Here is a 21,263-nt window from a genome sequence, read left to right on the forward strand (position 1 = left end):
AACAGTTCAGCCTGCCCAACTTTGATCAGCCAAAACAGTCAATGTTGAATGTTGCACAAGTTCTAGGTTTTGTAATGATTGTCCGTTTACCTTTAACTCAGTATCCAAGTCTAATAAAGGAATCACCACAAAATCACGCTGCAAAATACCAACATGTGGTACTGTGAGTCGCTCATTTATAATGTTTTTTTCAGCATAAAGCAAAAGATCTAAATCCAAAGTCCGCTCACCCCAATGGCGTAAACGCACTCGACCTGATTCATTTTCAATCCGTTGCAACTCATTTAATAAATCTAATGGCGCTAAATGGGTTAACAATTGGGCAACTGCATTGTGGTAATGCGGTTGATCTTGTGGACCCATGGGTGGGCTGTGGTAAAGCTTGGAAACCTTCACCTCACCCAATTGTTTTAACTGCTCAACAGCTTCACGCAAAATCTGTTCTGAATCACCCAAATTACTGCCTAAACCAATATAGGTTTTATTCATCATTGCGTTGGTCCAAAGATCACTTTGCTCAAATCACGTTGTACACGTCTACGCTTGGTGATCGGGTGATCCGCTGTAATTTCACCTTTGTTGACTGCTGCTCTGCTGTCATTTCTGCTTTTAAAATCATGTGATGCTGCAGATGGTGTATGGCTAGCATTGGCTTTTTGACGAGAACGGCGACTACGTGACTCTTGTTCTTTGACTAGCGGTTCAATCTCGGTTGAAACAGTTTTCACTTCTTCAACAACAGGAGATTCAGCTAACTTTTTACGGCTTTTAGCTCGTTGGCGATTATAACTACTGATTGCACGCTCTTTTTCATCGCTAGACATGGTTTGGTAAGCTTCCCACCAAGCCCCCATACCGTTGGTCGTCGAATCACCAGACTTTTCTCTTAACAGTAAAAAGTCAAATCCAGCACGGAAACGCGCATGCCCTGACAGCGCTTCAATTTGTTGCGGTTTTGGATTTAACAGACGTGTCTGCATTTCCCAAACCTCACGGATAAACGTCTCCGCAAATCGAGGGATAATGGTCCGCGTCGCTTGTCGTTTTAAAACATCCAAACCTGCTTGTGCACGGGCTTCTGCCGCAACTACACCTTTAGCCTGATAAAAATCACAACGTGCTAAAAAATTGTTCCAAAGTAACACGGCATAGAAAAAAGCAGGATTGATGGTTTTGCCAATTTGAATTCGCTGGTCAGTATTTTTTGCTGCACGCTCCATAAATTGAGTAATTTCAGGGCTAATATCAGCAAATAATTGTTTCCAAATACCAAACTCGATCAACATTGGCATGACACGATGTAAATGTCCCATCGTAAATAGTTTTTGTGATTCATCGTATAAACGGTGTGGAGAAACATCACGCAAGAGCTGAGTCATCTCTTGGGTAAAAATTTTTAAAATTTTAGGATCGATACTGAAATTTAATTTTGCCGCAAAACGCAATGTACGCAACATACGTACAGGATCTTCTTCAAAACGTAGAGTCGGATCACCCAATAATCTTAAAGTTTTGGTTTTTATATCATCAATGGCATTACAAAAATCAAGCACTTCACCCTTACGTGGCTGATAATACATCGCATTGATAGAAAAATCGCGACGTGCAAAATCTTGCTCGATGGTTCCCCAGTTATTATCACGCAGAATCATGCCTTGAGCCGAAGTGATCGCTTTCTTGGGTGGGGCACGAAATGTTGCGACTTCAATCAATTCACGACCAGAATAGACATGTGCCAATTCAAAACGTCGACCGATAATTCGACAACGTCGACCGAAAACTTCTTTGACTTGCGATGGCGTTGCATTGGTCACAGCATCGAAGTCTTTCGGATTTAAGCCGAGCATTAAATCACGCACACCTCCACCGACTATATAAGCCTCATAGCCAGCTTTGGTTAAAGAATCAATAACATCTAAAATGGAAGAAGGTAATTGAGCGGTGGATAATCCACACTTTGACGCACGCAAAGTTTGCAAAAGACACTGTCTCCTACGTCAGGACGTAAAAATCATAATTGTGCTAATCATATCGCTTACACAGCTAAAGGGCAATTTGATTCTCGCAATCTTGCATTGAAATTGTGATCCTTAAATGATTAATCTCAATTTTAAGCTTGCATGTTTTTTAACAATACTTTATTTCAGATCAATGACGTTTAGCTTTGATTATAAAAACAATATAAGATGATTGATTATATTCCAAGTTGGTTTTTGTTTTTCTCATAAAGTGAAGGACCAATCCCTTTGACATTCTTTAGCTCTTCCACATTTTTAAACTTTCCGTACTGATTTCGATAATCAATAATGGCTTGTGCTTTCTTTGCACCAACCCCACTTAACTGCTGTAATTGCAAGACATTGGCACTGTTCAAATTTATTTTTGGACTGGAAGCGGATGGAACCTGTGCTGAAGAAGCCTGTCCTTTTCTTCCCAAATGAGTTTGGGAAGGCTGGATATTGGGGCGTGAAAGATAGTAATTGTCATCTACTTTTTTTAGCTGAGCATCTTGTGCTTGTTGCTCAGCTTTCCATTTTAAATAAGCCTGATCAAATTTCTGTGCATGTGACATCACGGTCATACCCAATAAAACTAGGTATAACCCACTCAAAAACACAGATTTATTTAATTTAACTATACAATTTATCACATATTTAAAACGACTCATGATGTTCCTAATGTTGTAATTTTTGCTTTGCTTCATCCCATAATTGATCCATTTCAGTCAAAGTCACTTCTTCTATTTTTTTGTTTTTAGAATTGATTTGTTCTTCAATATAAGCAAAGCGTGATTTAAATTTAAAAATGGTGGTTAAAAGTGCCATTTCGCTCGAGATATTCAGTTTACGCCCAACATTGATTAAAGAAAATAAACAATCACCAAATTCTTCGATAATTTTTTCAGACTCTCCCGCTTGCATGGCTTCTTCAAACTCAGCCAACTCCTCTCTGACCTTGTCATAAGCTTGCGCAACATCGGGGAAATCGAACCCCACTTTTGCCACATTTTTTTGAATATTTTCTGCCTGAGTCAACGCTGGTCCATGTTTTACCGTATCTAATCGGGATTGAACTTTACCCTGCTTTTCCTGTTTTTTTATTTCTTGCCATAATGACGATACTTGTTCTGGGGTTAAATTTTCAAATTTTTGCTTTTGGAATACATGTGGATGACGTCTAATTAATTTCTGACAAATTGCATCAACCACGTCGTTAAAATCAAATGCACCTTGTTCACTGTACATTTGTGACTGAAAAACGACTTGGAGTAATAAATCCCCCAATTCATTTTTAATCTCATCAATATTTCCAGAACGCACAGCCTCTTCGACTTCATAAGCTTCTTCAATCGCAAATTGAGTTAGGCTTTCTGGGGTTTGTTCACGATCCCAAGGACACTCTGTACGTAACTGTTTCATGATGGCTAATAACTGTTCCATTTTATGTCCTTTAAGATCAATAACAAATGACGGTACAACGCTTGTTGTTGCGAATATTTTATGTTCAACTCTTTGCAATTAAAAAATAAAATTGAAGGATGTTGTAATGAGCCAAAGTATATTCATTAGTGGAGCAGCACAAGGCATTGGGGCTGCAATCGCACGTCTATTCTACCAACAAGGTTACCAAGTTGGTATTTATGATATCAATGAAGTACAGGCTCAGGCATTAGCAGATCAATTGGGTCATAATGCCAAAGCTGGAAAATTGGATGTTCGTGATTATGCACAATGGCAAAAAGCATTAGCTGAATTTTCTGAGTGGGCTCAAGGCTTAAATATTTTAGTCAATAATGCGGGCATTCTTTATTCAGGTGATTTTGAAAAAACAGATATTCAAGCACATCAGAGAACGATTGATATCAATGTGAATGGCGTACTCAATGGTTGCCATGCTGCATTTCCCTACCTTAAAGAAGCTAAATTTGCTCGTGTCATCAACCTTTCTTCAGCATCAGCCATCTATGGTCAGGCTGATTTAGTTTCTTACTCTGCCAGTAAATTTGCGGTACGTGGCATTACAGAAGGTTTAGATATCGAATGGCAAAAATATGGCATTCGTGTACTTGATGTCATGCCACTCTTTGTTCAGACGGCGATGGTCAAGGATATGGATTCTGGTGCGATTCAAAATATTGGTGTTAGTCTTTCTCCGCAAGATGTTGCAGAACAGGTATTTGCTCAAGTGAAAGCCAAAGGTACACTTTTCACAGCAACACATCGCCCAGTGGGATTAAAGACCAAGGTCATGTTTACACTTTCTGCGATTAGCCCTCAAATTGTGAATCGATTTGCCAATTTATTATTAAGTAAAAAGTGAATTATTTATTTTACTGAATAACAATTTCATAGCCCTAAAACAAGAGTACCTCCACCAAAAGGAATAAAATAATCTTTTAAAAAATAATAACATATTCACATTAAAAGTTTTGTGTTTTAAGGTTCATGACAGCTTTGTAATCATTTTTTTGATGAATTTGATTTATAGTTTTATTTCCAATGTATATATGGAATAAACAATGAAAAAAATATTGCTAACAATGATTATACTTATTGTACCTTCTTTCACAATGGCTGCTCTAATCAGCACGTCTGAGCTTAAAAACATGGATTGTGATGCGCTTGCTGTCGAAAAAGCCAATGCAAATCGTGTATTAACCTCTTCAAATAGTAATGCAGCAACGAAAACGATTAGTAAATGGGCGAGTCTTGCAAGTAGTGCTTTAAGTTCTTTTGGTGGGGATTCTGAAGTTGCAACAAAAGCGGGAGGTTTTGCCAATAAGGTGGCAAATCAATCAGAAGCTGGACAAAAAGATGCACAACTTTTTGCAGATGCCCAAGCCAATGTTGAAAATATCTCGATTTACCAAAAATCAAAAAAATGTAATCTTTAAGTATATGAGGTATTTTAAATAAAAAAACTCGCATTTTAGCGAGTTTTTTTATGGCTTCAATGAATGAGTCTAATCAATGCAATCCTGTTTAGTTCCCTTGAACCAAACGGCGTGCACTGATAATACCTGGTTGTTGCTCCAAACGAGCGAGCAAGCGAGACAATTGCGCCAAGCCTTTGACCTCAATCAATAATTTCATATTCGCAATACCATCTGCTTCTGAAATCGTATTGACTTGGCGAATATTGATTTGGTCAGAGAAAATCACTTGAGTCAAATCTTTGAGCAATCCACGACGATCATAGGCTTCCACAACGATTTGAACACTTTGCCCACGCGTTGGTTGCATTTCCCAATCCGCTTCGACTGCACGATCAGGTTCTAACTTAATCATCCGCATATAATCAGGACAAGCAACTTTATGGATACTTACACCACGATTTAAGGTGATATAACCTGCAATCGACTCACCATGAACAGGTTGGCAACATTGCGCAATGTGCAATTCAACATTATCCAAACCATCAATTAAAATACCATGTGCAGACAACGTATGGCTTGCGCGTGGATTTAATGTAGGTTTCAGTACAAGTTCTGGTTCATCCTGATCCAAATGCATATGGCGGTTGACTTGATTAATCAACGCATGAAGACTGATATCACCACTGACCAGTGAAACCAAAATATCATCACCAGATTTCACATTGAAGTGATTGCAGTAATCACTCAGATCAATACTTTTTGGATGAATCGCTAAACGTGAAAGCTCTTTATTTAATAGCTCACGTCCAACTTCCAAGTTCTTACTACGATCTTGTTGTCTAAACCAATGACGAAGTTTATCTCGTGCACGAGCAGTCTTGATATAGCCCAATGAATTGACCAACCAATCACGGTTTGGCTCACGGTCTTTTTTGGTTAAAATCTCAACCTGTTCGCCCGTTTTCAAGGTATAAGTCAATGGTACATAACGTTGATTTACCCGTGCTGCATAGCACTTGTTACCGACTTCTGTATGCACATGATAGGCAAAATCAAGCACTGTAGAGCCACGGGGTAACTCTTTAATGTCTCCATCACGGCTGAAGACATAGATCTTTTCAAAACCCTCAAAATCTTGGATTTGTTCAAAATCTTCAGTTTCATCTTCATTAGGATGTGCACTGGTTTCAGTCCGTTCCTGATAATGTTCCAATACCGCACGTAAAGAATGTAGACGATGATTAAATGAATAATCTGTCGTTTTAGAACCTTCTTTATAATTGAAATGTGAACATACTCCAAGTTCCGCTTCTTCATGCATTTCTTTGGTACGAATTTGAATTTCCAAAGATTTGTTTTCAGCAATTACCGCCGTATGCAATGAGCGATAACCATTGGCTTTCGGATTGGTAATATAGTCATCAAATTGATGTGGGATATGACGCCAAATTTGATGAACGATGCCCAAGGCGTGATAACACTCAGCAACCGATTTGACCAACACCCGTAAAGCACGAATATCATAGAGCTGATCAAAGCTTAGATTTTTACTCTTCATCTTCCGATAGATTGAGTAAATATGTTTCACCCGCCCTGATATTTCAGCTTCAATATCATGGTCAGCCAGTTCACTTTTAAGTTTTTCCACCACGAATTGAATATATTGCTCTCGTTCTAAACGCTTTTCATTCAGTAATGAGGCAATTTCTTTATAGCGTTCAGGTGCCAGATAACGGAAAGCGAGATCTTCCAACTCCCACTTTAACTGAGCAATCCCCAGACGATGCGCCAATGGAGAGTAGATGGTTAAAATCTCTCGTGCAACACGCTCTTGGCGTTCTTTAGAAGAATGTGCCAATTCACGAAGTGCAAAAGTACGTTCAGCCAATTTAATCAACACCACACGCACATCTTCTGTGACAGAAATCAGCATCTTATAAATGCCTGTCAAATGCTCACGTTGATTGTTATTAAAATGGTCTTCTAAACGTTTATTTTTTTCAATCAGTTCAGACAGTTTACCCATTGCCAAAGTGCCTTTGACAAGATTATAAACCTGCTCCCCACACTGCTGCTGAATTTCCTCTAAAGTGGTGAGATCTTCACGCACACTACGATAGAGTACTGCTGCTGCCAGTGTGTCTTCGTCTACATGCAAGTGTGCAAGAATATCTGCCATCCCAATACCTGTAGCAAAGGTATTGGTTCGTGAATTTACTGTGGTCGCCAATTCTTTTTGTAATACTAATTGTGCAACTTCTTCTAACTGTTTTAGTTCAGCACCGTCTAAAATTCCACGCACCCGATCTAGCCAAGTTGCTAGAGCTTGTTGCGCTTCATCGGCATGCTCTACAGTCGCTTCCTCTGATAGCTCATTGAGCTGATCAGGAAGTTGCTCACGTACTGTGACCATACCCTACTCCTCTAACTCTATATTTCATTATAAATCGTTTATCTCTAGTTTCTTTTCAAATAAAGCGATGGATTCAACATGTCCAGTATGTGTAAACATGTCCATTACACCTGCCTTTTTTAGCTGATAACCGTGTTGCACCAAAATCCCTGCATCCCTCGCTAAAGTCGCTGGATTACACGATACATAAACGATTCTTTTCGCACCAAATTTAGGGAGATAATGCATAACCTGCTCAGCTCCCGCACGAGGTGGGTCAATCAATAATGCATCAAATCCTTGATTTGCCCAAGAATAATGCGAAAAGTCTTTTGTTAAATCTTGTGAATAGAATTTAACATTGCTGATACGATTGTTCAGTGCGTTTTCTGTACCACGCGTCACCATCGCCTCACTTCCCTCCACCGCAACAACTTTGCCTGTGTCACCCACACATTTTGCAAGCGGAAGAGAAAAATTACCTAATCCACAAAAAAGATCTAAAACTTTTTCACCTTGCTTTAACTCAAGCAAATCACATGCCAGTTTGACCATTTGCGGATTTACTGTCGGATTGACTTGGGTAAAATCGGTAGGATTAAATGCAAAATCAACATCAAAATCATTTAAGCGGTAATGTAAATACATCGCTGCATCAACATCATCGACCCGATGGACACTTTCACCCCCTGCTGGTTGCAAATACAACTGCCATTGCTTCTGTAACGCATATTGTTGCAATAGGTTGACATCATGCTGTTTTAATTTTTCAGTATGGCGAACCAGTAAAGAAATTTCACAATCCCCTTTGGCTAATTCTATATGACCAATACTGCTTTTGCCTTTTAGACTTTCGAGTAATGCCTTAATTTCAGGTAAGGCTTGATCCAGTTGAAGGTCTAAGATTTTACAGGTCTGGATTTCAGTGAGATGGTTGCTTTGAGCTTCCCGAAAGCCCATCAATAATTTATTTTGTTTGGGCAAAAACCGTACACCAATCCGTGCTTTATGACGATAATCGACACGTGTAGAGCGTAGTGGTGACAACCATTGCGCTGGTTCTAAACCTGCAAAATGACTGAGATGGGATTTTAACACATCCTGTTTTAAGCGAATTTGCTCATCAGGATGAATGTGTTGCATATTACATCCACCACAAGTCCCGAAATGCGGACAAATGGGTTCAATACGATAAGGGTTTGGCTCACTCAGTAATTCAATACTGTCAGCTTCTTCAAGTTTTGAAACCTGACGTGTGATTTGAGCTTTAACGGTTTCACCAGGCAATGCGTAGCGAATAAAAACTTTTTTACCTTGTTTTTCCGTTGGGTGGGAAAACTCTGCCCCGTAATGTGCAATCCCTCGCCCCTCATGTGACAATCGTTCAACTTTAAAAACATATTGAGGAAGTTGAGATGGTCGAGGTTTGGCTCTATGCTTCAAAGGAATACCTAATTGGGTGTTGAGGAAAAATCTGCCTGAGTAAATTCAGTAAGTTGTGACATTTCACGCCAAACATTTAAAAACTCATGTTGCTGAGGTTGTCCTTGTAAATAATGAATCGAAGCTTGAACCCACAAACGGTGATCTTGCAAAGTGATCTGTCCTTTTAACAAGGACCAACGCAAATAAATCAACCAGGTATTTAAAACATCACCCTCGCAATAACTGGTCAATTTTAGCCATTGCTGGGTCTTCACATATTCAGGGACAAAATAACCTGAGATACCACGTTTGCCGGGATAACCTAGCAAATGCGCAACATCATCCAATTTCTGAAAATGACGCCCATTAAACATCGCCATCACATCCATTAAATCAACATGACGGTTGTGGTATCGGTTCTGGTAGTTATTATACCTTTTTTGCGTGTCAATCTCACCTTGATCGAACAAACTTGGTGCAGATAATCCGTGATACATCGAACGGAATAAAATCACAGGTAAATCAAACTGTGAGCCATTCCAACTCACCAAAGTCGGATGACGCTTATCAAAAATAGATAAAAATTTTTGTAAAATTTCGGCTTCGGTATAATGTTCTCGGCTAAATGAAAAGAGCTTCATCGCCCCATTTTCATCAATCCATAAACCTGAAATGCAGACAATTTCATGCAAAGCCAAACGTTGAAAATCCATACCAGATTCTTGACGGCGTAACTTGGCAAGTGCTTGCTCTAAATCATCTTCAGCTAAGTCCAATCCATACAAATGCGCCCCAGATTTGAGATCTGTTAGGGTTTCAATATCAAAAACTAAAACAGGAAGACGCATATAACTTACTCAATTACTCTCTAGTGATCATGAAATCATGGATCGACTTAAAACCATTATTCATCATCTTCAACAGAGAATAAACCTGTAGATAAATAACGATCACCACGATCACACACGATACATACAATCACCGCATCTGGATTTTCTTCTGCAATTTTTACTGAAGCCCACACTGCCCCACCAGAAGATGTTCCTGCGCTAATACCTTCCTGACGTGCTAAACGGCGAGCCGTTTTTTCCGCTTCAATTTGCGGAATATCCATAATTTGATCAACACGCTTTGGATCAAAAATCGTCGGTAAATATTCTTGAGGCCAACGACGAATCCCTGCAATATTTGAACCTTCAGAAGGCTGCAAACCAATAATTTGAATCTCTGGATTTTGTTCTTTTAAATATTTTGAAATACCCATAATCGTGCCTGTAGTTCCCATAGAACTCACGAAATGGGTAATTTTGCCGCCTGTTTGTTGCCAAATTTCGGGACCGGTGGTCAGATAATGCGCTTCGACATTATCAGGATTACCAAATTGATTGAGAACCAAACCCAAACCTTCAGTTTGCATTTGTAGAGCCATATCTCGTGCAGCTTCCATATTCGGTGCTTCAATCAATTCTGCACCATAAGCACGCATCGCGTCCTTACGTTCCTGACTTGAATTCCCAGGCATGATTAACTTCATTTTATAACCACGCATGGCAGCCACCATTGCCAACGCAATCCCTGTATTTCCGCTTGTCGCTTCGATCAACGTATCGCCTGGTTTGATTTGACCACGTTGTTCAGCTTTCATAATCATGTTATATGCTGGGCGATCTTTTACCGAACCTGCAGGGTTATTCCCTTCCAGTTTAGCCAATACTGTTGCTTGAGTATGACTTGCCAAACGCTGTAGACGTACTAATGGTGTTTTCCCAACATAGTGATCTAACAAAAATTCGTCGGCTAAGAAATCAGGTTGTGTGTTACTCATGGACTGCACCTATATTGAGGTGGGCATATTGTATGAAAAAATAAATGTCACTGCACATCTTTCCATTTGATTTTTACGAGAATGATCAAACAAAACCCATTCTAAACAATTCAGTTAAAACCAAGAAAAAAATTGTTTATCCAATAAAATTAGATAGATATAAAAAAAACATCAAGACTTAGAATTAGAAGTGATAAGGTTATCTCTAAAACAGCATAGCTGGAACGTAATTTGCAAGATTTTTAATCATATTGTCATGCAGGATCATTAAAGCATGTTAATATCTTGCGCATGGTCAATGAGTTGCTGGAACCATGTCGAATTTCAATAAAAAGCTCTTTAAACGTTTAAAACTCAATCACGCTTATGGTCAACTCATCGCGTTAATTTTCGTGCCGATCATGATTTTGGCATGTGTTGGAACAGCGCTTGTACTTTCCGAAACATCTGCAGCTGCAAAGTCTAAACAACGCTTTCAAGCCATTGCAATATTGAGCCGTTATCAATACACCGCGGAACAACTCACCGCAGTGATGGAGAAAAGCCCACTACAGCACACCAAAGCTGAAAATATTTTACAAAAAATATTTAATGAAAAACATTTGCTCAGTGCGGCGATCTTAGATGGAAACAATGTCAATCATTTAAGTGTCGGTTATCAAAATCAGCGTGAATGGCCCAAAATACCTAAAACAGGAACATTTTTTGGACCTATTCATAATAAGTACAACAATATTTATGGAATCAAACTCAATCCAATCAATAATGCGCAAAATATGTGGTTAGTGATTGAATTAGATAATCAACCTTTAGAAATCTCACATTATCGCGTCATGATTGTTTTGATTACGACTGCGCTACTGACATTGCTTTTGCTTTTATTGTGTTTGAATTTTTATTCACGTCGCTGGATCGCCCCGATGTACGAAATTCGGATGCAATTACAACGTTTAAATGCCGATACTCTTGATCAACACATGGTGATTAACAGTACAGGTGAGTTACGTTTGTTACAACGTGACATTGCCAATGTGGTTAAACGACTGCATTTCAGCTTTTTAGAACTTAAAGAACATACTGAACAAACAGAAGATGATTTAAGACGTACTTTAGACACCTTAGAAGTTCAAAACATCACGTATAAACAAGCACGTGATCAGGCAATTTCTTCAAATCAGGCAAAATCCGTATTTCTTGCAAACATCAGCCATGAATTAAGAACACCATTGAACAGTATTGACGGTTTCATTCATCTGATGCTACGTCAGGATAATCTGAGCAATGATCAAAGTTTGTATTTACAAACCATTCGAAAATCTTCTGCGCATTTATTGGCATTGATTAATGATGTACTCGATTTTTCTAAAATTGATGCGGGTAAATTAGAGTTAGAAACAGCACCATTCGATCTTGAAGAAGCGATTTTCGATGTGATGGATATGTTGTCGCCATTAGCCGCGCAAAAACATATTGAAATGGCATTCTATTTTGCCGATAACGTGCCAAAACATGTGATTGGTGATGCCTTACGCTTTAAACAAGTCCTGACCAATTTAATTTCCAATGCGATTAAATTTACCCCTGATGGTGAAATTATTGTTCGTGCGCGTATGGAACATGATGATATTGGGCAATGCTTACTACATTTCAGCGTACAAGACAGTGGTATTGGTCTGAGTGGTACAGATCGTAAAAAACTATTTGAATCATTCTCGCAAGGTGATGCATCTGTTACTCGTCAATTTGGTGGTACAGGTTTAGGGTTGGCAATTTCTAAACAATTGGTTCACTTGATGCATGGTCAGATTGGTTTTGAAGATAATCAAGAGCGTGCGCCTACAGAAAAAGGCTCGACATTCTGGTTTACCGCGATGTTGACGACCAATGAAAATGAAGAGATTATCCATCCATCATTTAGAGATTTAAATGTGGTGTCCTTCTTGGCACACCCAGCCACAGCCAATGTTTTACGACACTATTTAGAAAATTATCAAGTTCAGCACACTGAGGCACAATCAATTTTAGATTTGTTCAGCCGTCTAAATAGCTTGGAAAAAAATATTGAAAATACATGGTTAATCGTTGATCACAGTGGCGATACAGAAGCCTTATTAAAAGAAATTCGTGGTCGCTATCAAGGGCATCTGGCTGTTTATGGTTATCAGATGTCACTTGATCCTAATATGTTAAACGAATATATGGCGCGTCCATTGTATCAACCCCTTAGTCGTAGCTCAGTGATTCAATTACTCAGCAATAAACCGATCTTTGAGCAAGAACAACATAAAGACTTTAAAGGTCAAGATTTACATATCTTGGCAGTTGATGATCATTTACCGAACTTAATTGTACTCGAAGCACTACTTGGTGAATTGAATGTAAAAACCACCAAGGCACAAAGTGGTCAAGAAGCGCTCACCATTATTCAACAAGCTGTTGAACAAGGTTCAAAACCATTCGATTTAATCTTTATGGACATTCAAATGCCTGTCATGTCAGGCATTGATACCACACGAGCGATCCGATCATTAGAATCAACTTTAGATGGCATGCGCATGCCAATTATTGCCTTAACTGCTCATGCATTGGCAGATGAAAAACAGAAATTACTTAAAGTTGGCATGGATGACTATGTCACTAAACCGATTCAAATCGAACAAATTATTCAAATCTTAACCAATTGGACATCGGATAAATTTATCCAACATCAAACACCTGTTGAAAATACAATTTATATTGAGGCATTTGACACCGATATTCTCGATTGGAAACAAAGTCTTGCCCTCGCAGCCAACAAAGAGGATCTTGCACAAGATCTTTTAAAAATGCTGGTCGACAGTTTCCCAACTGAACTGGATGAAATTTCACAGCTGATCGAGCTTGAGGACTTCCCTCAGCTTGAACATGTATTACACCGTTTATATGGTGCGACCCGTTATGTTGGCACACCAAAATTGCAGAGAGTTACAGGTGATTTTGAACAATTTATCTCAACCTTACGCAAAGAACGTCGGAAGGCAGATGAGGCATTCATTCAGGATGTGATGCAACGTTTGGATGATTTGCAATTGGTGATTCATGAAGTAGAAACAGCCGCACAACAAATCTTAGTGAATTAATTTCTATATCAATCGCCCATGATTACCAAGTACCTATCATCGTCTGCTAGCGAATTTCTAATACCGAATAAATGTGGAGATATATCGTTCAACTAAATGATGCTTAATCAAGCTTAGAATTCAGCATTGACTTCCGCTTTAACTTTCTGTGACTGTACTGTCATGTAACTCTTCCATCCACATGCTATGCTGATGACCAAGGAAAAATGAGTCAAGATCATGGCACTATTACATATAGAAAAAAACAATGGTATCGCAACAGTTACATTAAATCGCCCAGATAAACGCAACGCCATGAGCTTTGCTTTACTGCGTGAACTCGTCAAAGTCGCAGAGAAAATTAAAAAAGATCGAAGCATTCGAGTAGTGATTTTGACAGGCGCAGCCAATGTATTTAGTGCAGGGATTGATCTAGCTGATTTAAATAGCCCTAAAAATACTGCATTTGCAACTTGGGAACTGATTAAACCGGGGCAAAGCCTGTTCCAAAAAGCATTCCTAATTTGGCAAGAATTGCCTGTTCCTGTCATCGCCGCCATTGAAGGATTTTGCTTTGGTGCGGGAATGCAACTTGCTTTAGCTGCTGATATTCGTATTGCGCATCCAGAGACTAAAATGTCAATCATGGAAAGTCGTTGGGGGCTTGTACCAGATATGGGGCTTACACGTTCTATCAAAGGCGTAATCGGCATCGATTTAGCCAAAGAGCTTACACTGACTGCACGAATTTTTGATGGACATTATGCCAAAGAAATTGGTTTGGTTACGCATCTAAGCACCTCACCCTTAGAAAAAGCCCAAGCCATTGCTGAAGAAATGTTACAACGCTCTCCTGATGCTTTGATGGCTGCCAAACGTGTTTTAGATGCCATGGAACACCAGCCTAAAAAAGCGCTACGCTTAGAAAAGATTTGGCAGTTAAAATTACTTCTAGGAAAAAACAGTCAAATTGCGCGTAAAAAAGACAAGAATCCTGAAGTACAATTCTTACCACGCCAATATAAATAGTTTAAAAACATTTCTGTACAAGGCTTGGGAACAATAAGATGAATTTTGATCGTAACAGTAAAATTGCATTTCTTGGTATGGGCTTGATGGGAAGTCGCATGGCAGCTCGATTAGTTCAGGCTGGATTTGATGTGGCAGTATGGAATCGCACAGCAACAGCATGTGACCCCTTGATTGATATGGGTGCGCATACTCTAGAGTTCGGGCAAATTGCAGACTACCCCATTATTTTGACCTGCCTCGCGGATGACCAAGCCGTTCAACAGGTTTACCAACACATTGAACCTTACTTACGCGCTCAACAAGTTATTGTGGATTTTTCAAGTTTATCTGTGGCAGTCACCAAACAACTTGCAAGTCAGGCGGCAAACAAACAGGTGATTTGGATTGACTCACCTGTTTCGGGTGGTACGGCAGGTGCAGAAAATGGTACGTTAGTGATTTTCGCAGGGGGGCATCGCGAAACCATCCAAGACTTGAGTTTGGTTTATAACGTTCTTTCGCAAAGAGTGACCTGCATGGGGGAAACGGGCACAGGACAAGCAACCAAAATATGTAATCAATTGATCGTTGCTGCAAACAGTACACTGATTGCGGAAGCAGTTGCACTTGCTGGTCAGGCGGGTGTTGATACTACTCTGCTTGCACCTGCATTAGCCGGTGGATTTGCAGACTCTAAACCCTTTCAAATTCTTGCGCCACGTATGGCGAGTCATACCTTTGAACCCGTACAATGGAAAGTGCAAACCTTATCCAAAGATCTCAATAATGCCGTTCAATTAGCCCAACAATTTGGTTTAGACATTCCTGTTGCTCAACGCGCCTTAGACCAGTTGCACAGCCACCAAAGCCGGGGTTTTGCAGAAGCAGATCTTGCTACAGTCATTCACCAAGTCGACAAAATTTAGGCATATAGGCGCTTTACTTCATACAGAAATAAGTTGAAAAATAATCTATTGCCGTCTACATTGAAGATAAAAGCCAAGAAGAGCACGGAAGATTGCCATGACTAAACTCGCAGTAAACCTATCGATGATTTTTACTGAAGTTCCACTCATTGAACGCTTTGCTTTGGCACATTGCCACGGCTTTCAACATGTAGAAATTCAATTTCCCTATGAATTGAGTATTGAAGAAATTCAAGCACAATTGGAACAATATGATTTGCATATCTGTCTCATCAACGCACCTGCCGGAGATTTGATGCAAGGCGGTAATGGACTTGCAGGCGTACCCGGTAAAGAACTTGAGTTTCACCAAGCTTTAGAACAAGCACTCGAATATGCCGATGCACTGAATGTTCCAAACATCAATATATTGGCAGGTAAACAACCTGAAGATGCAGATTTACTGCCATGTTTAAACACTTTAGCAAACAACCTCAAACTGGCATGCCATATGTTGTCTGAATACGATATTCAACCAGTTTTTGAAATGATCAATGGAACAGACATGCCTCGCTTTCTGGTACAGAATATTGCCCAAGCCCAAGAAATGCTTGAGGCAGTGCAACACCCTGCTTTAAAAATGCAGTTTGACTGCTACCATATGGCGATGATGGGCGAAGATGTTCTTCCTGCTTTGCAAGAAAATATTGACTGGATTGGACATATTCAATTTGCAGATTGCCCAGGGCGACATGAACCAGACACTGCACAGATTGATTATTCATCCATTTTTTCATGGTTAAAGCAAAGTCATTACACAGGTTTCATTGCGGCAGAATACAAGCCACAATCCCATTCGAATCAATCTTTTGCATGGAAAGAAAAATACTTTTCAAACAATCATAGCTATTAATTGAACAATATCTTGCATCATTATTGGCACTGAATAATTGTATTTTTTAGCCAAAAGCGCTATATTAGAAGATGAGATATTTTCTGGAAAATATACCTTATATGAATTTAGAACCATCGCCCAGCGCTTCTAATTCTCACGAACTTGCAATGAACACTCAAAATCAAGACGTACAGACCTGTTTAAATGTCGTACAAGAAGCTCTACTTGATGTAAAAGCCAAAGATATTATTCAACTTGATGTAAGCAAAATCAGTAACGTAGCAGATGCTATTGTTATTGCGAGCGGAACATCAACTCGTCATGTTAAAGCCCTTGCTGATAATGTTGCTGATGAAGCACGTAAAGCAGGTTTTCGCCCAATTGGTGTTGAGGGTGAAAGAGATGCTGAATGGATCCTTATTGATCTCGGTGTTGTGGTTGTACATGTAATGCTTCCAACAGCACGTAAATTTTACGATTTAGAAAGTTTATGGCGTGCAACACCAGAAAGTGTAGTCTAAACTTTTTCTGAACTTGTAAAAATAGAAAAAGCGACTTTATGTCGCTTTTTTTGCATCTATAACCTTCATTAATAAGCGCTAGTCGATCTATTAAACCCCATAAGATACTATAAATTTTTTCTTGATCTCTCACATCAATGCAATGAATCTATCATCAAATGATCTAAAGCGTTCATTGTCACACTTTAGCTCTAAAGTTTAAATAAATTTGCTTAGGCAATATCTTACTTTGCTTCACCCATTTTTTGCTTTACTCTTTTTTGGCCTTACTCTTTTTTTTAACCACATTGTTGAGCAGCAAACACAATTAAGCTTTGTTTTTGTTCATATACTCTGTTTGACGTTACAACATCTATGTCGCCTCACCATAGAAAGATTATCAATGATTTAAAAGTACGCAATAAATAAATCACTTATGATTTTAGCAATCTTTACAAAAGTATAAAGCCGATTGAATATGAATGATTGAAATCAAATCATGCATATCAATCATCAGGCAGTTTGAGCATAAGGGTCTTAAATCTGAGCTTTAAATCTTGAATTGATGCTACAAATCAACTTAAAAACTAGGAATGCAATGCCAAAGCTCCAAATAAAATTCACACCAATTCCCATAATTTGATCTAGTACACTGGCTCTATGGGTGAGTTGAATATTTGGATTATTGCTCAATGATACTGCCAAAGTTCCCCAAATGCCGCATATTCCATGTACCACGACAACTTCGCGAATATGTTTTGAAGCGATCCAACGGGTCAACAAATGAGGAAGATAGTTTGTCAATGCACCTGAAACCAAACCAATAATCAATGCAGATGAAAAGCCCACCAAGCCACAACTGGCGGTAATTGCAACCAAACCACCTAATGCAGCTTTGATCAATTCAGCCCATGAAATGATTTTATTATTCATCAACAAAGATAAAGCCCAAGAAGCCAGCATTGCACCAAATAAAGCGGCAAAAGCATTGACGACAATCAGACCAATATCAATACGGTATGTCGAAATATAAACAATATTTAAGCCCGACCACGCTAACCAAAGAATAAAACCCGCCAAAGCCAAGGATAAAATTTTGTAATCTTCAAAGATTAAGTCTTTCTTAGAAATTTCCTGCTTATCATTTGATTTAGAGGTGAAATATCCCGCCAAGACAATCCATGCCGCAGTTGAATGTACTACAGTTGAGCCAGCAAAATCGATAAAACCTAGGGCTTTTAACCAACCACCACCAAAAGCAATATTTCCCCAAACCCAACTACTGAAAAATGGAAAAATAACCCCTGCGATCATAAAGCCGACAATCCAGTTGACCCATAAAGAAGTTCTATTTGGAATAACCCTTCCAACGACAGTGGTTATCGTCGTTGCCATCAGCATATAGAAAAACAAAAGATTCCAATGCCACCCCCGTAACATGGCACTAAGATAATTGACTGAATCCACCACATCAGCATGAAATATTTTGGAACACACCAAACTAAAAAACAGTGTGCCTAAAATCGCTGAAATATAATTCACAATCAGTGCATAAACGGATTTTTGGGTATTTTCATAACCACCTTCAACAACAGCAAAACCTGCTTGCATCAAGATGACAAATACACCACCAAGGAATAGAAGTTTATAATTTGTAATAAGATTAAAAGCAGCAATGTCACTTTCTATCGCGGAAGCAAATGCAAAATTTGGGCAAACAAATATGAGAAAAATTAAACTGAGGAGATATTTTAATTGCACACATTGACCCTAATGTATTGATCATTTATTACTCTAAATTCACAATAATTAATATTTCAGAGACTTGCTTTTGATTTAATTTATCAAGTATAGAGAATTTCCAGAATAAATAAACTCTTTTTTAAGAAATTATCACGACTCATCGGCTTGAGGATCTTTATATATTTTAGATGATATTGATAATATTCAATTTGCTTGGTGATTTGCAAAAACCAGTCCTTGACTCACACAAACAAACATCAAAATTTCTGTCTATAATGCAGTGTATATTCAAGAAAATAGATGTATTCCTCTTATTCAACCATTCAATTGAGTCAGTGCTTTTGAGTCGTATTTTAATCATGCTGAATAATTTCAATTTGTGGAAAAGCAAAACCTTTGCAGGATAATTCTGAACGCCACGCAACCGTAAGCATGACCCGACTGAGATTAAAATTCTGATAGGCAAAACTGCCTAATAATGGATGAGTACATAACCCCCCATCATTTATACGATGCACATGCGTATTAAGCTCATTTAAACTTAAACGAATCCCCAAGCCCGAAGCTTTTAAAATCGCTTCTTTGGTTGTCCAGACTTTAAACCAAAATACTGGATCAAAATCTAACGACTGCCAAGTCTGATATTCTTCAGGATGAAAAGCATGTTTTGCCAGTGCTTCAAAACGCACTTTACGATCTAAATCTTCGACATCCACCCCTAAATCATGCATGTGTTGGCTACTTGCCAATGCATAATGTTGCTGGCTGTGTGAATGATTCACGTGAAACTTTGGATAATCAATTAAGTATGGTTTGCCAAATTCAGTCTGAGCAAAACTGGGGTTTGTGATTTCTTTGCATAACAAATCAGAGATCAATTGATTACGGTATGCATAAATAGCATGTTTGAGTTCTTGAATTTGGCTTTTACGATCAGGTGATTGAAAAGTGGGAAGAATATTTTGAATAGAATTAAGGTCAAGCCGAATAGTACGATTCACAATATATTCCAAAGATTTTTTCTTAGTTTAAATCAAAAAAACCCAAAGATCACTTTGGGTTTTTATCAACATAAAGGACTGTATTAACGACTAAATTTTTTCTCAGCCTTTTTAAACTTCTGAATATAACGACGGCGACGTGCTGCTGTACGTTCATCCACTTGGGTTTTACGCCCTTCGAATGGGTTTTCTGAGGTTTTAAAGTCAATACGAACAGGTGTTCCTTCAAGCTTATAGACTTTACGGAAAACATTTTCAAGATAACGACGATAATCTGCTGGTGTCTTATCCACTTTGTTACCGTGAATCACGATCGTTGGTGGATTTTGCCCCCCCATATGTGCATAACGCATTTTAATACGTTTACCACTAATCATTGGTGGTTGATGTGCATCAGTCGCATCATTCAAAATTTGAGTCAATTTTGCAGGTGAGACTTTCAAATGAGAAGAATCATAAGCACGATGAATGGATGGATAAAGCTCCCCCACACCTGTGCCATGCAAAGCAGAAATTAAATGTATTTTTGCCCAAGGAATAAAATCAAAACGACGTTCAACATCTAATTTACATTGTTTACGGTCATATTCGGTCATGTTATCCCATTTATTAATGGCAATTACCATCGCACGACCAGCTTCAAGTGCATAACCAATTAAATGCAAATCTTGTTCAACAATCCCTTCACGTGCATCAACCACCACCACAACAACATGTGCATCTTTCATGGCTTGTAGCGTTTTCACAACTGAGAATTTCTCAATCATTTCGTCTACTTTACCTTTACGGCGCACCCCTGCCGTATCAATCAAGGTATATTTGCGCCCATCACGTTCAAAAGGAATATAGATTGAATCTCGCGTTGTACCTGGTTGGTCAAAAGCCACTACACGCTCTTCACCCAATAAACGATTGACCAGTGTTGATTTACCCACATTTGGGCGACCAATAATTGCTAAGCGCAAACCTGTGGCTTTATCATGCTCATCTTCATTCTCATCTTCAGGAATATCCGTCAGGACGTCTTCAAGCATTTGTTGAACACCACGCCCATGACTTGCAGCCACTTGCAAAGGCTCGCCCATACCCAACTTATAGAATTCAACTAAAGCAGCTTCCGCATGGACACCATCGACTTTATTGGCAACCAAATACACTTTTTTGCCAAGCGTACGTAACTCGCGTGCAATCTGCTCATCTGAAGCCAATAAACCTGCGCGCGCATCCACAACAAAAATAATAATATCCGCTTCATTTATCGCAGTTTTTGATTGTTCTGCCATATATGAATCGATACCGCCTTCATTTTCACCAATACCCCCAGTATCGACAACAATGAAAGATTTATTTTGATAAGTTGCATCACCATATTTGCGGTCACGGGTTAGACCTGCAAAGTCAGCAACAAGTGCATCACGGCTCTTGGTAATCTGGTTGAATAACGTTGATTTGCCGACGTTTGGACGACCAATGAGCGCAATTACGGGTTTCATAAAATAACCTTTATTCAAGATCAGCCAGTATGACTGGTCTGAACATCAGAAATGTATAGGAAGAAAAGTAGGAAAAACCTAAAATAAAAACACGGGGTA

General features: G+C 38.9%; 18 protein-coding genes. 7 read left to right on the forward strand and 11 right to left on the reverse strand.

Going from position 1 to position 21,263, the window contains the following annotated elements:
- Window positions 1–6 precede the first annotated feature (6 nt).
- The 4 genes from folK to mazG all read right to left on the reverse strand — a co-directional run bounded on the left by folK (window position 7) and on the right by mazG (window position 3,440).
- Complete coding sequence (folK, locus tag AAV97_RS04650; RefSeq protein ID WP_004824980.1) at window positions 7–492, reverse strand: 2-amino-4-hydroxy-6-hydroxymethyldihydropteridine diphosphokinase; 486 nt, start codon at window positions 490–492, stop codon at window positions 7–9.
- Window positions 489–1,979, reverse strand: coding sequence for a polynucleotide adenylyltransferase PcnB (gene pcnB, locus AAV97_RS04655; RefSeq protein ID WP_004824981.1), 1,491 nt, complete (start codon window positions 1,977–1,979; stop codon window positions 489–491). Before pcnB ends, folK begins: the two co-directional genes overlap by 4 nt.
- A 215-nt stretch (window positions 1,980–2,194) precedes the next feature.
- Window positions 2,195–2,668, reverse strand: a complete 474-nt coding sequence (locus AAV97_RS04660; RefSeq protein ID WP_046759943.1) for a ComEA family DNA-binding protein — start codon at window positions 2,666–2,668, stop codon at window positions 2,195–2,197.
- A gap of 7 nt (window positions 2,669–2,675) precedes the next feature.
- Entirely contained in the window at window positions 2,676–3,440 is a 765-nt protein-coding gene (mazG, locus tag AAV97_RS04665) for a nucleoside triphosphate pyrophosphohydrolase (protein WP_046759944.1), read from the reverse strand.
- A 106-nt stretch (window positions 3,441–3,546) separates the two neighbouring features.
- On the opposite strand from mazG, the gene AAV97_RS04670 reads away from it, so the two are divergent.
- Both AAV97_RS04670 and AAV97_RS04675 read left to right on the forward strand, forming a co-directional pair.
- Complete coding sequence (locus AAV97_RS04670) at window positions 3,547–4,320, forward strand: SDR family oxidoreductase (RefSeq protein WP_042090336.1); 774 nt, start codon at window positions 3,547–3,549, stop codon at window positions 4,318–4,320.
- Window positions 4,321–4,519: 199 nt separating this feature from the next.
- Window positions 4,520–4,894 (forward strand): hypothetical protein, encoded by a 375-nt coding sequence (locus AAV97_RS04675; protein WP_004824986.1) that lies wholly within the window; start codon window positions 4,520–4,522, stop codon window positions 4,892–4,894.
- An 88-nt stretch (window positions 4,895–4,982) separates the two neighbouring features.
- Here the strand turns inward: AAV97_RS04675 and AAV97_RS04680 are convergent, their stop codons facing one another.
- From AAV97_RS04680 to cysM, 4 genes are read right to left on the reverse strand one after another with little or no spacing between them, the layout of a single operon-like run.
- Window positions 4,983–7,289: a RelA/SpoT family protein gene (locus AAV97_RS04680; RefSeq protein ID WP_004824987.1), complete on the reverse strand. Its 2,307-nt coding sequence runs from the start codon at window positions 7,287–7,289 to the stop codon at window positions 4,983–4,985.
- A gap of 27 nt (window positions 7,290–7,316) precedes the next feature.
- Window positions 7,317–8,711 (reverse strand): 23S rRNA (uracil(1939)-C(5))-methyltransferase RlmD, encoded by a 1,395-nt coding sequence (rlmD, locus tag AAV97_RS04685; protein ID WP_046759945.1) that lies wholly within the window; start codon window positions 8,709–8,711, stop codon window positions 7,317–7,319.
- Window positions 8,712–8,719: 8 nt separating this feature from the next.
- Window positions 8,720–9,541 carry a 3'-5' exonuclease gene (locus AAV97_RS04690; RefSeq protein ID WP_005033866.1) on the reverse strand — a complete coding sequence of 274 codons (822 nt, stop codon included), beginning with the start codon at window positions 9,539–9,541 and terminating at the stop codon, window positions 8,720–8,722.
- Window positions 9,542–9,597: 56 nt separating this feature from the next.
- Entirely contained in the window at window positions 9,598–10,518 is a 921-nt protein-coding gene (gene cysM, locus AAV97_RS04695; RefSeq protein ID WP_004824991.1) for a cysteine synthase CysM, read from the reverse strand.
- A gap of 314 nt (window positions 10,519–10,832) precedes the next feature.
- On the opposite strand from cysM, the gene AAV97_RS04700 reads away from it, so the two are divergent.
- The 5 genes from AAV97_RS04700 to rsfS all read left to right on the forward strand — a co-directional run bounded on the left by AAV97_RS04700 (window position 10,833) and on the right by rsfS (window position 16,948).
- Window positions 10,833–13,637: an ATP-binding protein gene (locus AAV97_RS04700; RefSeq protein WP_004824992.1), complete on the forward strand. Its 2,805-nt coding sequence runs from the start codon at window positions 10,833–10,835 to the stop codon at window positions 13,635–13,637.
- A gap of 219 nt (window positions 13,638–13,856) precedes the next feature.
- Window positions 13,857–14,645 carry a crotonase/enoyl-CoA hydratase family protein gene (locus AAV97_RS04705; RefSeq protein WP_046759946.1) on the forward strand — a complete coding sequence of 263 codons (789 nt, stop codon included), beginning with the start codon at window positions 13,857–13,859 and terminating at the stop codon, window positions 14,643–14,645.
- A 38-nt stretch (window positions 14,646–14,683) separates the two neighbouring features.
- On the forward strand, window positions 14,684–15,553 hold the full coding sequence (locus AAV97_RS04710) for an NAD(P)-dependent oxidoreductase (protein WP_046759947.1): 870 nt from the start codon (window positions 14,684–14,686) through the stop codon (window positions 15,551–15,553).
- 97 nt (window positions 15,554–15,650) lie between these two features.
- Window positions 15,651–16,445, forward strand: coding sequence for a hydroxypyruvate isomerase family protein (locus tag AAV97_RS04715; protein WP_046759948.1), 795 nt, complete (start codon window positions 15,651–15,653; stop codon window positions 16,443–16,445).
- Between the two features lie 101 nt (window positions 16,446–16,546).
- Window positions 16,547–16,948, forward strand: a complete 402-nt coding sequence (gene rsfS, locus AAV97_RS04720) for a ribosome silencing factor (protein WP_046759949.1) — start codon at window positions 16,547–16,549, stop codon at window positions 16,946–16,948.
- 516 nt (window positions 16,949–17,464) lie between these two features.
- Here the strand turns inward: rsfS and AAV97_RS04725 are convergent.
- The 3 genes from AAV97_RS04725 to der form a co-directional block, all read right to left on the reverse strand.
- Complete coding sequence (locus AAV97_RS04725) at window positions 17,465–18,688, reverse strand: ammonium transporter (RefSeq protein WP_046759950.1); 1,224 nt, start codon at window positions 18,686–18,688, stop codon at window positions 17,465–17,467.
- Window positions 18,689–19,023: 335 nt separating this feature from the next.
- Window positions 19,024–19,671, reverse strand: a complete 648-nt coding sequence (locus AAV97_RS04730; protein WP_046759951.1) for a 4'-phosphopantetheinyl transferase family protein — start codon at window positions 19,669–19,671, stop codon at window positions 19,024–19,026.
- Between the two features lie 83 nt (window positions 19,672–19,754).
- Window positions 19,755–21,164 (reverse strand): ribosome biogenesis GTPase Der, encoded by a 1,410-nt coding sequence (gene der, locus AAV97_RS04735; RefSeq protein ID WP_009584395.1) that lies wholly within the window; start codon window positions 21,162–21,164, stop codon window positions 19,755–19,757.
- Between the last annotated feature and the right edge of the window lie 99 nt (window positions 21,165–21,263).

It is taken from the genome of Acinetobacter sp. Ag2 (genome assembly GCF_001005515.1).
Taxonomy (GTDB): Bacteria; Pseudomonadota; Gammaproteobacteria; order Pseudomonadales; family Moraxellaceae; genus Acinetobacter; species Acinetobacter bereziniae.

Bases quoted from the DNA above. Each gene is read 5' to 3' on its own strand.
- folK (WP_004824980.1), bottom strand. From the start codon at position 492: ATGATGAATAAAACCTATATTGGTTTAGGCAGTAATTTGGGTGATTCA.
- AAV97_RS04660 (WP_046759943.1), bottom strand. From the start codon at position 2,668: ATGAGTCGTTTTAAATATGTGATAAATTGTATAGTTAAATTAAATAAA.
- mazG (WP_046759944.1), bottom strand. From the start codon at position 3,440: ATGGAACAGTTATTAGCCATCATGAAACAGTTACGTACAGAGTGTCCT.
- AAV97_RS04670 (WP_042090336.1), top strand. From the start codon at position 3,547: ATGAGCCAAAGTATATTCATTAGTGGAGCAGCACAAGGCATTGGGGCT.
- AAV97_RS04675 (WP_004824986.1), top strand. From the start codon at position 4,520: ATGAAAAAAATATTGCTAACAATGATTATACTTATTGTACCTTCTTTC.
- AAV97_RS04680 (WP_004824987.1), bottom strand. From the start codon at position 7,289: ATGGTCACAGTACGTGAGCAACTTCCTGATCAGCTCAATGAGCTATCA.
- AAV97_RS04690 (WP_005033866.1), bottom strand. From the start codon at position 9,541: ATGCGTCTTCCTGTTTTAGTTTTTGATATTGAAACCCTAACAGATCTC.
- cysM (WP_004824991.1), bottom strand. From the start codon at position 10,518: ATGAGTAACACACAACCTGATTTCTTAGCCGACGAATTTTTGTTAGAT.
- AAV97_RS04700 (WP_004824992.1), top strand. From the start codon at position 10,833: ATGTCGAATTTCAATAAAAAGCTCTTTAAACGTTTAAAACTCAATCAC.
- AAV97_RS04705 (WP_046759946.1), top strand. From the start codon at position 13,857: ATGGCACTATTACATATAGAAAAAAACAATGGTATCGCAACAGTTACA.
- AAV97_RS04710 (WP_046759947.1), top strand. From the start codon at position 14,684: ATGAATTTTGATCGTAACAGTAAAATTGCATTTCTTGGTATGGGCTTG.
- AAV97_RS04715 (WP_046759948.1), top strand. From the start codon at position 15,651: ATGACTAAACTCGCAGTAAACCTATCGATGATTTTTACTGAAGTTCCA.
- rsfS (WP_046759949.1), top strand. From the start codon at position 16,547: ATGAATTTAGAACCATCGCCCAGCGCTTCTAATTCTCACGAACTTGCA.
- der (WP_009584395.1), bottom strand. From the start codon at position 21,164: ATGAAACCCGTAATTGCGCTCATTGGTCGTCCAAACGTCGGCAAATCA.